We start from the raw sequence: 12,933 nt of genomic DNA, 5'->3' as shown, positions 1-12,933 counted from the left end.
TATGTTATGTTAAATAGGGTTTAGATGTAGGCCAAATCTTCTTTTGGTTTGGTCCACCCCTCTGTCTTTTCTTTGTTTTGATATAAGCTTTATTGAACATAACCGTATTTAACATAAAATAGGTAATATAGACTGAAACAATCTTAATTGTTTCAGTCTATATTACCATCGATTCATTTTGATAAACTCTCGATAGCTTTCAATACTTCTTGCTTACGGACGGGTTTAGAAATAAAACTATCCATGCCCGCTGTTAAACAGTTTTTCTTATCATCATCTAACGCATGAGCCGTTAAAGCAATGATTGGGATTTTAATGCCATTTTTTCTTAAGATTTGTGTTGCAGTAATTCCATCCATCACTGGCATTGAAACATCCATTAAAATCATATCTATTTTACTATCGGATTGATTTTCAATTAATTGAATGGCATCTCTACCATTACTAGTGATAAAAACATTATGCCCAAGTTGATTGAGGATAAGTTTAATCACCATTTGATTAGACTTTGTATCTTCTACCACTAAAAAGTTCATTTTCTTCGCTGGCAAATAATGATCAACCTTTGCGGACTTACTCACTCGAGAATCTTTTGTCCTAACTGGAATCTTGATGGTAAATTCTGAGCCTACATGCTCAGTGCTTTCTACTGTAATCGTGCCTCTCATCATTTCAACCAAGTATTTGGTAATAGCAAGGCCAAGACCAGTGCCTCCAAATCGGCGTGTAATTGAACCATCACCTTGGTGAAACGCTGTAAATAAATGGTCAAGCTTTGATTCTGGTATACCAATTCCTGAATCAACGATAGAAAAAGTAATGTCTCCTTTTGATTCAATTACACTAATATCGACATGCCCGGAATCAGTAAATTTAATAGCATTGCCGATGATGTTAAACAGCACTTGTGAAAGACGGATATCATCAATCCAATATTGTTTGTTTTGATCAAGGTTACTGACATGAGAGAAAGTTAAGTTTTTGTTTAGCGCTATTTGCTTTTGCTGAGAGATTACAAATTTTATCTTGTCACTTAAGTTGGTCCATTGTTCATGCAATAAAAAACTGCCCGACTCTATTTTAGAGAGATCTAAAATGTCACTGATGATTGCAAGAAGTAATTCAGCGGAACTTTCCATTTGGTATAACACATCGGATTGTTGATGATTGAGCGTTGATTGCCTTAATATATCAAGTAGGCCGAGGACTGAATTTAGAGGCGTTCTAATTTCGTGGCTCATCATTGCCAGGAATTCTGATTTTGATTGATTAGCTTTTTCTGCTTCTTCATGCGCTTTAGCTAATTCAGAAGTCCGAAGCTCAACAATACGTTGTAACTTTTCTTTATTTTCAATATCTATAATGGCTCTTTCAATCAGTGGTCGAAAGCGTTTTAATGTTTCTCGGTTCTGAATACTAAAGTGCCCTTTTTTGGATCCAACCAGTAAAATGATATTCTGTGTCACTTCAGTGTGAATGCCGGTCATAATTATTGAGTTTACCTGGCTATGAATGAAGGCATTTAATTGACTGAATTCTTTCAAAAGCATAGGTTCAAAAAGTAAAATACATTCACCATGAAGTGCTCTTTCTGATGCGTTACCTTGTAACCAAGTGGAATGCTCAAAGACACTATTTGTGGCAATTAATGTCGTAAATTTTTGGGCATTATCATCTCGAGTAATCACGATGAAATCATCATAGTTGATGTACTGTTTTAACGCGTTATTTAGGCACGAGAATATTTCATGTTTGTTCTTTGCTTCACTCATTGTTGAGATTGCAGAAAGAATGGCCTTGTTTTCGTCAGCTAGGAGCTTTTCGCGTTGCTTGGACTCTCTAAGATCAACAAGCAGTTCTTGTAAAATTTCCAACTCTCTATCTCTACGTTTTTGTACTTTTTAATCGTTAGGCTTATGGAAAATTGCTGATGAAATCATTAAATTAGCGTGCCCATTTTCACCGCCAATAAAGCGTCCTTGTTCGCCAAATGTAAATGGGCAAATAAATGGCTTATTGTTGAGCTCTTGTGAGACCTGTTCATAAATGCAAGCAATGTCCTTTTTTAAATTTAACATTGAGCCAGCACAGAATATGTTGATCACACCAATTTTTTGTGAATTTTCAAACTTTTGGTTGAAGGCAGTGTTAACAATACGGTTTACTCTTGATAAAAAGCATTCTTTATTGCCTTTCATAAGAGTAACAATATCTCCCATATTGATGTCAGTGAATAACTCTACTCCTCCTTCAGGTGTTCCCCTAACTGGATGTGATAGCTTATAATATGGGCGATGGGAGACCATGCCAGCAATGCGGCCTAGAGGGTAAGCGGTTGATTTATCGAAGAGAAAAAAAGTGTCATCATCAAAATTTTCTTGGCTCTCAGTCCAAAAGCGATAAACATCTAAAGCTGGCTCCCCATCGATTTCTAGTACACACCTTCCTCGAGCATCCGTTACAACTCCGGAGTGAATTGTGGGGGTATGGCCAGCACTAAAAGAAACATCTACTGATTGGGAGGAATAAAATAGTGTGATACTTAACCCTGATTGTTCACTACCTTGAGTAGTGATAATGGACCAATCTCCTCTAATATAATTATCTGCCGCTGTACCACCTATGATCGGAACTAATGTACCAAATCTGTCATCAATACATTTTATAATGTCTTCTTCGTGTCCAGGTGTTGCGTGTAAAAGGATTAAATTAGGTACTTCCCCTAACCGACTTGCATGATGCAAAGCCATATTTAATGCTTCGTTAACACTTTTTTTTATATCAAGTTGATATTTAGCAATTCCTGTTCCATATGCATGAGAACCTGATTCATAAATCGCCAGTGCAGCTATGACCTGCCCTTGATGATGGCCTTTATCGGTCATAATTGCTCGACAAGAGCTAGTGCCGTGAACTGGAGTTCCAGGAAAAAATTCAGTTAAATATTTTGCTATCGCTTGAAAGTCGTAATCAGCTGTATAATAACAAAGCAGATATGCTAGCTTATTGCCATTTAACTCAGAATACAGTTTTTCAATGGCTGAACGTTCATCTTGGATATGAGTAAAAGCAGTTTGGCAGTACATAATAACTCATTGTTGATATTAATATTACTTTATACCATTACTGTATAATATCGCTAGATGAACTTACCTCATATGTTGAAAAAAAGAGCAGAAATTTACCATTAATTTACAAAATAACATTAACAGAAATTCCATCAACGCTAATGGTGACTATTCTATCTTTGTTTATATCTTTCCATGGAATTAATATATTACGTTTTTTTGTGTCAATATGTTTACTATCACGATTGAAGTTTATTTTAATTGTTTGGTTTTCTGGATTTTCAATCAAAATACCTGTTACGCCTTTGATAACTATCACTTCATCATCAAAGCTTTTGATTTTACAGGATTTTTCTTTATTGCAAATGACTTCATTACTGGCTTCATAGGTCAATGTACGCCAAAAAAAAGCCACAACTAAGATGCTTAACATAATTATTATTTGTGCAAGTCGTGCTTTGGTTAATTTTTGTGCTGGCATGATTCTTAATGTCCTTGTAACAAGCTTCAAATTTTTAAAATAAAAACAGATTTCCGGAGACTTAGAAAGGTTAGCTCTCTGTCATTGGAATGTTAATTCAAGTATAGTGACTTATTGAAAATGCCACTTTTCATAAAGTCAACAATAGAAACAAAGTGATGTTTACCCTTAGATTCTTGAGTTTACTTGGGTGGCGTTACGACGCAAGTCGTGTTGGAAGAAAAGTATAGTTAATTAGAAATCGGAAGCATGGAAATGAGCCAAGTAAATCAGCTCGAGCACAACTACAACTATACCGTCGTTCGTCAGTTTACCATAGTGACAATACTGTGGGGAATTGTCGGCATGGCCGTTGGTGTTTTTATAGCCGCTCAGTTAGTTTGGCCACAGTTAAACTTTGATACGCCGTGGTTGACCTTCAGTCGTTTACGTCCCCTGCATACAAATGCGGTTATTTTTGCGTTTGGTACTAGTGCTCTGTTTGCAACATCCTACTATGTTGTGCAGCGTACTTGCCAAACACGTCTCTTTGGTGGACCTTTGGTCACCTTCACTTTTTGGGGCTGGCAAGCAATCATCCTTGCCGCAGCGATTACCCTTCCAATGGGATATACAACCTCAAAAGAATACGCTGAACTTGAGTGGCCAATTGATATTGCCATTGCTATTGTTTGGGTCTCTTATGCGATAGTTTTCTTTGGAACACTTGTAAAACGCAGAACATCCCATATTTATGTTGCCAACTGGTTCTTTGGTGCATTTATCATTACCGTTGCGGTGCTGCACATTGTTAATAGCATGGCTATTCCAGTATCAGGACTCAAATCATACTCTATCTATTCTGGTGCCATTGATGCAATGGTACAATGGTGGTACGGACACAATGCGGTTGGTTTCCTTCTGACAGCTGGCTTTTTAGGTATGATGTACTACTTTGTTCCCAAGCAGGCTGAGCGTCCAGTCTATTCATACCGCCTATCTATCGTTCACTTTTGGGCACTAATATCGCTCTATATTTGGGCTGGTCCACACCACTTACATTATACTGCCCTACCTGACTGGACTCAGTCTCTAGGTATGGTCATGTCACTCGTTCTCTTTGCTCCATCATGGGGCGGAATGATTAACGGTATCATGACGCTTTCCGGAGCTTGGCATAAGCTTCGATATGACCCTATTCTGCGCTTTTTGATCGTCTCCCTTTCGTTTTACGGCATGTCGACATTCGAAGGCCCAATGATGGCTATTAAAACCGTTAATGCGCTCTCTCATTATACCGACTGGACAATAGGACATGTTCATTCAGGTGCTTTGGGATGGGTAGCAATGGTCTCTATTGGCTCTGTTTATCACCTTGTTCCAAAGTTATTTGGTCAAGAACGTATGTACTCAATCAAGCTGATCAACGTTCACTTTTGGCTAGCAACCATAGGTACTGTTCTGTATATCGTTGCAATGTGGATCTCTGGAGTGATGCAAGGGCTTATGTGGCGTGCGGTAAACTCGGACGGCACGTTGACATATAGCTTTGTCGAATCGGTTGCAGCCTCTCATCCTTTCTACTTTATTCGCTTTGTTGGTGGGTTAATTTTCTTGTCTGGTATGTTCTTAATGGCGTACAACACTTACAAGACCGTGAATGCACCGAAAGAAAGCCTAAAAGCAATCCCACTACCGGCTTAAGGAGATTAGAGAATGAGTAATAATTCGAGTAATCGCCATGAAATTCTAGAACGCAATGTCGGTTTGCTGGCTATCTTCATCGTTATTGCGATTAGTTGGGGAGCCTTGGTTGAAATCACACCACTGATCTTCCAAAAGCAAACGAATGAACCCGTCAAAAACCTCAAGCCATACACTGCACTGCAAATGGAAGGTCGTGATGTGTATATTCGCGAAGGTTGTAGTGTTTGTCACAGTCAGATGATTCGCCCATTTCGTGCGGAAACTGAACGTTACGGACACTACTCCGTGGCTGGCGAAAGTGTTTGGGAACACCCTTTCCTTTGGGGTTCTAAGCGTACTGGCCCTGACCTAGCCCGTGTCGGAGGCCGTTATTCCGATGAGTGGCACCGTGTTCACCTAATGGACCCACGTGAGCTGGTTCCTGAATCAATTATGCCTGGCTACCCTTGGTTAGCTGACAATATTCTTGATGGTAAATTAACACCGAAAAAGCTAGCGCTATTCCGAGATGATTTTGGTGTACCATACACGGATGAACAAATCGCAAATGCAACAAAAGACGTTCAAGGTAAATCAGAGATGGATGCTCTCATCGCTTACCTTCAGTCTCTTGGTCTTGCAATGAAATAAGGGGAAATACATGGATTTCGGTACAATTCATAGCATTTATACCGTTGTACTTTTCGCGACATTCATTGGCATTGTTTGGTGGGCATTTGGTAAAAAGCGTAAAGCACGCTTTGAAGAAGATGCTAACCTAGTTTTTGCTGATGAAGAGAAAGAACCCCAAAATAACCAAGGAGTTAAGAAGTAATGAATACATTCTGGAGTCTCTGGATTATCGTCATAACCATCGGTACTCTAGTGGGCTGTGCCATTCTCCTAACTTGGTGTGCCAAGGATAAAATGGGCGTGGATGAAGGTGCAGATATGGGGCATGAGTACGATGGTATTCGTGAACTCAACAACCCGCTGCCTAAGTGGTGGACTTATTTATTTATTGGTACTTTTGTTTTCTCAGCGATTTATTTTGCTTTATACCCTGGCCTTGGCAACTTTAAAGGCTTATTAAATTGGCAAAGCTCCGATCAAACGGTTGGCACATTAGAGGCATCTCAAGCTTCTATCGCGGATGCTCAGTTGAACAAGCGTCTAGATCAATATGCAAAAGAGCTTGATGATGCGAATGCATATTTTGGTGAAACGTTTAAGAAGCTCACGCATAACTCAGAAGGACTTCGTCCTATCCCTGAGATTGCGCAAGATCCAGAAGCATTAAAAGTTGGTCAGCGCCTCTTTTTACAAAACTGTTCTCAATGTCATGGTTCCGATGCCAGAGGCCAAAAAGGCTTTCCTAACCTCACTGACGACGCTTGGCTTTATGGTGGAGAACCTAGTGCTATTGTTACAACCCTAAAACATGGCCGTATTGGGCAAATGCCATCTTGGCAAGCTGCTCTCGGTGATGACGGTATCAAAGAGGTGGTCAGTTATACATTGAGTTTATCTGGTCGCAAAGTGAACGCTAGAGAAGCAGCAGCCGGTAAAAAACGTTTTGTCGTTTGTGCTGCTTGTCATGGAACAGATGGAAAAGGTAACCCTGCTTTAGGTGCACCTAACTTGACTGACCAATATTGGTTATTTGGTGGCTCACGAGCCGATGTGACAGAGACTTTAGCTTATGGGCGTTCAGGTGTAATGCCTGCATGGGATAATATTCTGGGTGAAGACAAAATACAGCTGGTTGCGGCCTATGTATGGAGTTTGAGTAACTTAGATAATAAGTAAAAATCCAATAACAGCCTCTTTTGTAGAGGCTGCCTTCCCTTAAAATTTAATACCGTATATTTTAATTTAGCAATTGAGTACATCACTATGGTAAAGCCTTGGTATAAACAATTTTGGCCGTGGTTTCTAATTATTTTGCCACTTACAGTTGTTGTCTGGACGATAGTTACTGTTATTATCTTTTCAAATAATTCCGTTTCTTTGGTGGCTGAGGATTATTACAAAAAAGGTAAAGGCATCAATATCGACATTACTAAAATGAATGTGGCGAAAGAGCTTGGCTTGAATGCGGTAGTTTCATCAGAAAATGAGACCGTGGTTGTTTCTTTTACTAAAGGTAAGCTGCCCTATTTTCCTGCATTAACCGCCTCATTTACTCACCGTACTTTACCGGACCGTGACTTTAGTCGAGTATTGACTGCCGATGCAAAAGGCAATTATCGTTTAAATCACAAAGAATCAATTGTAGGTCCATGGTTTATTGAGCTTCACCCATATGATGAAGAATGGATGATTCAAGGGCGAGTCGAATTTCCTGCTTCTTCAACAACCTTAATGAATTAAGTTTATGAGCAAGCCTTGCTATCACTGTGGTGAAGAAATCCCAATTAATACAGATTACAATGTAGAGATATTAGGTGAAGTACGTGAAATGTGTTGCCCCGGCTGTGAATCTGTGGCTCAGACCATCGTTGATAGTGGTTTAGTCAGCTACTATCAATACAGAACCGCTCCAGCAGAAAAAAACGAATTGGTCCCAGAACAATTACAATCTCTCCTTCACTATGATCATGCGGATGTTCAATCTGAATTTGTTCGTCATAATGAAAATCATGCAGAAGTGACATTATCGGTTGAAGGTATTTCATGTGCGGCTTGTGCTTGGTTAATTGAAAAACAGCTCTCTTCGGTTGAAGGTGTCAGCTCTATTCGAGTAAATACCACCACAAATCGCGCTTTGCTTGTCTGGGATAACCACAAAGCTCGATTGAGTGACTTACTTTCAACGATCCACAGATTAGGTTATAAAGCTGCACCTTTTGAGGCAGATAATCAAGAAGCCTTATATCACCAAACAATGAAGCAGTACTTATACCGTTTGGGGATTGCAGGTTTAGCGACCATGCAAATTATGATGCTTGCGGTTGCCTTGTATCTTGAGGTGTTTGGCGATCTCGAACCTGAGTTTAAACACTATTTTCGCTGGGTGAGTTTGATCTTTGCTACCCCCGTTTTACTTTATTCCGCTTTACCCTTTTACATCAATGCTTGGAGAAGCCTAAAAGGTAAAACTCTGGGTATGGATGTCCCCGTCTCTATTGCACTAATCTTTGCTTATGTTGCCAGCCTTATTGCCACTGTAACGGAACAGGGAGAAGTCTTTTTTGAATCCATCTCTATGTTTACTTTCTTCCTTTTGGTGGGACGCTTTTTGGAGATGCGAGCACGAAGGAAAGCGGCGGCTGCCAGTGGCAACTTACTCAAATTAATCCCTGCTATCGCGACTACGCTAGAAGGTGAGCAAATACCAGTCAAAACCCTCAAAGTCGGTGACAAAATACGTGTTTTACCCGGTGAGCATATTCCTGCTGATGGGCGAGTACTCTCTGGACGAGTTTATATTGATGAATCGATGCTGACGGGTGAGTCGGTGCATGTTGTTAAAACATCTGGCGATCCTGTTTATGCCGGTACATTAAATGGTGAAGAGTCTTTTGATCTTGAAGTCATGAACACAAAAGCCGATTCGATGATATCAAACATCATCCGCCTCCAAGATGAAGCGCAATATGTAAAGCCTCAAATCGCACAAATTGCAGATATTGTTGCCCGCTATTTTGTTGGTGCCATTTTGGTTATTTCTATTCTCACTTGGTTTTATTGGCAACAAACGAGGCCCGATGACGCGTTTTGGATCATGCTCTCCGTCTTAGTTGCTACTTGCCCATGTGCACTATCGCTGGCCACACCAACTGCTCTAACATGTGCAACATCCCGAATGGGACATTTTGGGCTACTACTTAGAAATAGCCATGTTTTTGAAACTTTATGTCAAATTAATCATCTTGTGATTGATAAAACAGGGACTCTCACTAAAGGTGATATTGAAATTCGGGAGACCAAAACTTTTTCTGACCTAAGCAAGTCTGATTGTCTAGCCATTGCCGCTTGCTTAGAAGCTCATGCTAATCACCCTATTTCACGCGCCTTTACCCACTATGAACAAGAAAGTATTGATGTGGAAGATGTCAAAAATGTGATTGGCTCAGGCTTAGAAGGAAAATGGCAGCAAACACAAGTTAAAATTGGCAGTGCTCCTTATGTTCTTGGTATCAATCAAGCAGGCAAAGAAGAAAGTGGCCAAAATGAAGGTCACGCGATTTACTTATCCGTGAATCAAGTCCATGTAGCGACTTTTTATTATCATGATCCTATTCGTAAAGAAAGCAAAGAGTTTATTCAGCGATTCGAGCAAGCCGGTATTAAAACTACACTACTAACTGGTGACTCTATTAATAATGCTTACCTAGTAGCTCAAGAAGTGGGGATTGAAAACGTTATCGCTTCAGCAAAACCTGAAGATAAGCTTAAATATTTACAAAATTTAGATAAATCAGACATTACTCTCATGATTGGAGATGGTATTAATGATGCTCCAACATTAGCTGGTGCACATTTATCTGTAGCTATGGGAAGTGGAACAGACGTTGCGAAAGCTTCTGCTGATATGATTTTACTTGGTGATCGCTTAGATAAATTATTAGAAGCTCGTTCGTTAGCTATTCGTACACGAAAAATAATAAGAGAAAATTTGGCTTGGTCTTTAGGGTACAATTTATTCATCTTACCTTTGGCAATCGCAGGATTGGTTGCTCCCTACATTGCTGTAGTCGGCATGTCGGCAAGTTCTATAATTGTAGTGAGTAACTCTTTAAGATTACTGAAAGACAAATAAGGAGAAACCGATTATGGAAAGTTTATATATTTTAATTCCTATTGCTATCGTCTTAGTTTGTATTGCGATCGGTATTTTTTTATGGGCTGTAAAAAGCGATCAATTTGAAGATCTTGAACGCCAAGGACACAATATTTTACTCGATGATGAAGAACACGCTGAATCTACGCAAAAGACTCACCACGCTGATAAGAATTCAACATCATGACTCCAGACTTTATCGGTGCCTTTTTGATTGGCTTAGCTGGTGCAGGTCATTGTATGGGAATGTGTGGAGGGATCGCATCGATACTTTCAATCGGATCTAATGATGAGAGACCATCCTTAGTTGTTCCTTTCTTTTACAATATTGGCCGACTTACCAGTTATGCTTTCATAGGTGCTTTAATCGGAGGAAGCTTATCGAGTCTTGTACAGTTTGGCGGGCTGACTCATCCCCTTGCTTGGCTCAGGCTAATAGCATCATTTTTTATGATTCTTGTTGCCTTATACATTGCGAAATGGTGGCATGGCCTGATTGCTGTAGAAAATATAGGTAAGTTTTTTTGGAAATACTTATCTCCTGTCGGTCGGCATTTTCTTCCTTTACGCCATACATACCATGCCGTGCCTTTCGGCTTCATTTGGGGGTGGCTTCCGTGTGGTCTAGTATACTCAGCTCTTACATGGTCAGCAGTTTCTGGGAGTGCTTTTAATGGCAGCTTGATTATGCTCGCATTTGGTACAGGGACTTTACCAGCAATGTTGACTGTTGGTTATGGTGCAACCTACTTCCATAAATTTCAGCGTTCGAATATATTTAGAAACATCTCAGCAATAACCTTAATAATCTATGCTTTGTATACTGCCGAAGGGGCAATTAGAATGCTCGATATTATGCCTAAATGAGAAACTTTATCTATGGTATAAAATGTTTAGATAATCGTCATTAATTTAAATGAATATATAAATCTTATCTCGTTTTCATCATTTTTTTTGCTATCCTTTAAGTATTCTGAATGATAATATGTTGATGTATATAAAACAGTGAAAGGTTGTTATGATTTCTGATAAGCCAGCAGAAAAACGTGTTCAATCCGGCAATTGCGCTATCCATTGCCAAGATTGTAGTATTAGTCAACTTTGTATACCGTTTACTCTCAATGAGTCTGAACTCGATCAGCTCGATCAGATTATTGAGCGTAAAAAACCCATTCAAAAAGGGCAAGAACTTTTCAAGGCTGGTGACGAGCTTAAGTCATTGTATGCAATACGTTCAGGAACCGTTAAAAGCTATACTATTACTGAACAAGGCGATGAACAAATCACTGCTTTTCACTTAGCAGGAGATCTTGTTGGCTTTGATGCTATCACTGGCGATAAACACCCTAGTTTTGCTCAAGCTCTTGAAACATCCATGGTGTGTGAAATTCCATATGAAACCTTAGATGATTTGTCCGGAAAAATGCCAAAACTTCGTCAACAAATCATGAGATTAATGAGCAATGAAATCAAAGATGATCAAGAGATGATCCTTCTACTCTCTAAAAAGAATGCAGAAGAGCGTTTAGGTGCATTTTTGTTTAATCTATCCACTCGTTTTTCTCAGCGTGGTTTTAGCCCGAGAGAATTTCGTTTAACGATGACACGAGGTGACATTGGTAATTATCTTGGCCTTACCGTTGAAACTATTAGTCGCTTACTTGGGCGTTTTCAAAAATCGGGAATTCTAAGTGTTAAAGGTAAATATATTACTATCTTAGATCATGATGCCTTGATGGAACTTGCAGGTGTGAGTAAATAGACCTTTCATCATAAATTCTTGTAAAATGATGTAGCTCTAGATGAGCTACATCATGTTTCTCTCCAAATCATTCTAAAGTCACTCAAAATTAAGCTACAGTAAAACATATCTTACGTATTCCAATACATTGATTTACCTTATTTTCATCGTTTATAACTAAATAAATAAGTGAGCTTAGATATGAGTATATACAGTAATATCCTTGTTGTAGCAGACATTAATAATGATGAACAACCTGCACTTGCGAGAGCTGTCCAGTTAGCTCAAAAAAGTGTTTCTAAAAGCAAGATTACTTTCTTTTTGGCGATCTATGATTTCTCATATGATATGACATCAATGCTTTCCGTTGATGAAAGAGATGCAATGCGCAGTGGTGTGATCCACCAGCGTGAACAGTGGATGCGAACAGTTGCAAAACCTTATTTAGAAAATAATAATATTGATTTTAATGTATGTGTTGTTTGGCACAATAGACCTTATGAAGCCATTATTGCGGAAGTTTTTGGGGGTAAGCATGATATTGTTATTAAAGGAACCCGCAAACATGCTGTATTAGAGTCCGTGATCTTTACACCAACAGATTGGCACCTATTACGAAAGTGCCCTGTCCCAGTTTTATTGATTAAAAATGCCAATTGGCCACAACACGCTAATATTTTGGCCTCTGTACATGTAGGATCAGAAAATCCAACACATATTGATCTCAATGATAAAATGGTTGATAGACTTCTTGAAATTACTCAAAGGCTTGATGCGCAAGCCTACCTTGTGAATGCTTATCCTGTTACACCTGCCAATATCACGATTGAGTTACCAGAGTTTGACCCTACTTCATACAGTGATGCTGTCCGAGGCCATCACCTCACATCAATGAAGGCTCTGCGACAAAAACATTACATCGATGAAGAACATACCATCGTAGAAGAAGGTTTACCGGAGGACGTCATCCCAAGTGCGGTAGAGAAATTGAATGCGGCGATGGTGATACTAGGCACTACAGGCCGGACTGGGCTTTCTGCTGTCTTTATTGGTAATACAGCGGAGCATGTTATCGATAAGATCAATTGTGATGTCTTAGCTTTAAAGCCTGAAGGTTATATCAGCCCATTAGACCCATTGACTGCAACATAACATTAAGGTTGAATGTAAAAATCAGTACTTAAAATAAACA

General features: G+C 39.4%; 13 protein-coding genes. 10 read left to right on the top strand and 3 right to left on the bottom strand.

The genetic code is table 11. The features are described 5' to 3' along the window. Nucleotides 1–173: 173 nt before the first annotated feature. The 3 genes from VSA01S_RS03490 to VSA01S_RS03480 all read right to left on the bottom strand — a co-directional run bounded on the left by VSA01S_RS03490 (nt 174) and on the right by VSA01S_RS03480 (nt 3,549). Entirely contained in the window at nt 174–1,874 is a 1,701-nt protein-coding gene (locus VSA01S_RS03490; protein ID WP_039981209.1) for an ATP-binding protein, read from the bottom strand. A gap of 27 nt (nt 1,875–1,901) precedes the next feature. Continuing rightward, nucleotides 1,902–3,086 carry an FIST signal transduction protein gene (locus tag VSA01S_RS03485; protein WP_039981206.1) on the bottom strand — a complete coding sequence of 395 codons (1,185 nt, stop codon included), beginning with the start codon at nt 3,084–3,086 and terminating at the stop codon, nt 1,902–1,904. Between the two features lie 106 nt (nt 3,087–3,192). Continuing rightward, entirely contained in the window at nt 3,193–3,549 is a 357-nt protein-coding gene (locus VSA01S_RS03480) for a hypothetical protein (protein WP_039981203.1), read from the bottom strand. Nucleotides 3,550–3,804: 255 nt separating this feature from the next. Between VSA01S_RS03480 and ccoN the strand changes: the two genes are divergently transcribed. From ccoN to uspE, 10 genes are all read left to right on the top strand, one after another. After that, entirely contained in the window at nt 3,805–5,232 is a 1,428-nt protein-coding gene (gene ccoN, locus VSA01S_RS03475; RefSeq protein WP_039981235.1) for a cytochrome-c oxidase, cbb3-type subunit I, read from the top strand. 12 nt (nt 5,233–5,244) lie between these two features. Beyond that, nucleotides 5,245–5,865 (top strand): cytochrome-c oxidase, cbb3-type subunit II, encoded by a 621-nt coding sequence (gene ccoO / locus VSA01S_RS03470; RefSeq protein WP_021708390.1) that lies wholly within the window; start codon nt 5,245–5,247, stop codon nt 5,863–5,865. A 10-nt stretch (nt 5,866–5,875) separates the two neighbouring features. Continuing rightward, nucleotides 5,876–6,049 carry a CcoQ/FixQ family Cbb3-type cytochrome c oxidase assembly chaperone gene (locus tag VSA01S_RS03465; RefSeq protein WP_021708391.1) on the top strand — a complete coding sequence of 58 codons (174 nt, stop codon included), beginning with the start codon at nt 5,876–5,878 and terminating at the stop codon, nt 6,047–6,049. Then, nucleotides 6,049–7,023: a cytochrome-c oxidase, cbb3-type subunit III gene (ccoP, locus tag VSA01S_RS03460; RefSeq protein ID WP_039981201.1), complete on the top strand. Its 975-nt coding sequence runs from the start codon at nt 6,049–6,051 to the stop codon at nt 7,021–7,023. Before VSA01S_RS03465 ends, ccoP begins: the two co-directional genes overlap by 1 nt. A gap of 87 nt (nt 7,024–7,110) precedes the next feature. Continuing rightward, nucleotides 7,111–7,587, top strand: coding sequence for a FixH family protein (locus tag VSA01S_RS03455; protein ID WP_039981199.1), 477 nt, complete (start codon nt 7,111–7,113; stop codon nt 7,585–7,587). Between the two features lie 4 nt (nt 7,588–7,591). Continuing rightward, nucleotides 7,592–9,979, top strand: a complete 2,388-nt coding sequence (locus tag VSA01S_RS03450) for a heavy metal translocating P-type ATPase (protein ID WP_039981197.1) — start codon at nt 7,592–7,594, stop codon at nt 9,977–9,979. Nucleotides 9,980–9,992: 13 nt separating this feature from the next. Further along, the gene (ccoS, locus tag VSA01S_RS03445) at nt 9,993–10,187 is read left to right on the top strand and encodes a cbb3-type cytochrome oxidase assembly protein CcoS (protein WP_039981196.1); all 195 of its coding nucleotides are present in this window, start codon (nt 9,993–9,995) and stop codon (nt 10,185–10,187) included. Beyond that, the gene (locus VSA01S_RS03440) at nt 10,184–10,867 is read left to right on the top strand and encodes a sulfite exporter TauE/SafE family protein (RefSeq protein ID WP_039981195.1); all 684 of its coding nucleotides are present in this window, start codon (nt 10,184–10,186) and stop codon (nt 10,865–10,867) included. The genes ccoS and VSA01S_RS03440 overlap by 4 nt, the downstream gene beginning before the upstream one ends. 151 nt (nt 10,868–11,018) lie before the next feature. Then, complete coding sequence (gene fnr / locus VSA01S_RS03435) at nt 11,019–11,762, top strand: fumarate/nitrate reduction transcriptional regulator Fnr (protein WP_039981193.1); 744 nt, start codon at nt 11,019–11,021, stop codon at nt 11,760–11,762. 180 nt (nt 11,763–11,942) lie between these two features. Beyond that, entirely contained in the window at nt 11,943–12,893 is a 951-nt protein-coding gene (gene uspE / locus VSA01S_RS03430) for a universal stress protein UspE (protein WP_039981192.1), read from the top strand. Nucleotides 12,894–12,933 lie beyond the last annotated feature (40 nt).

Origin of the sequence: Vibrio sagamiensis NBRC 104589 (assembly GCF_007990935.1) — a bacterium.
GTDB classification, from domain to species: Bacteria; Pseudomonadota; Gammaproteobacteria; order Enterobacterales; family Vibrionaceae; genus Vibrio; species Vibrio sagamiensis.
This window is presented reverse-complemented; position numbering and strand designations above follow the sequence as displayed.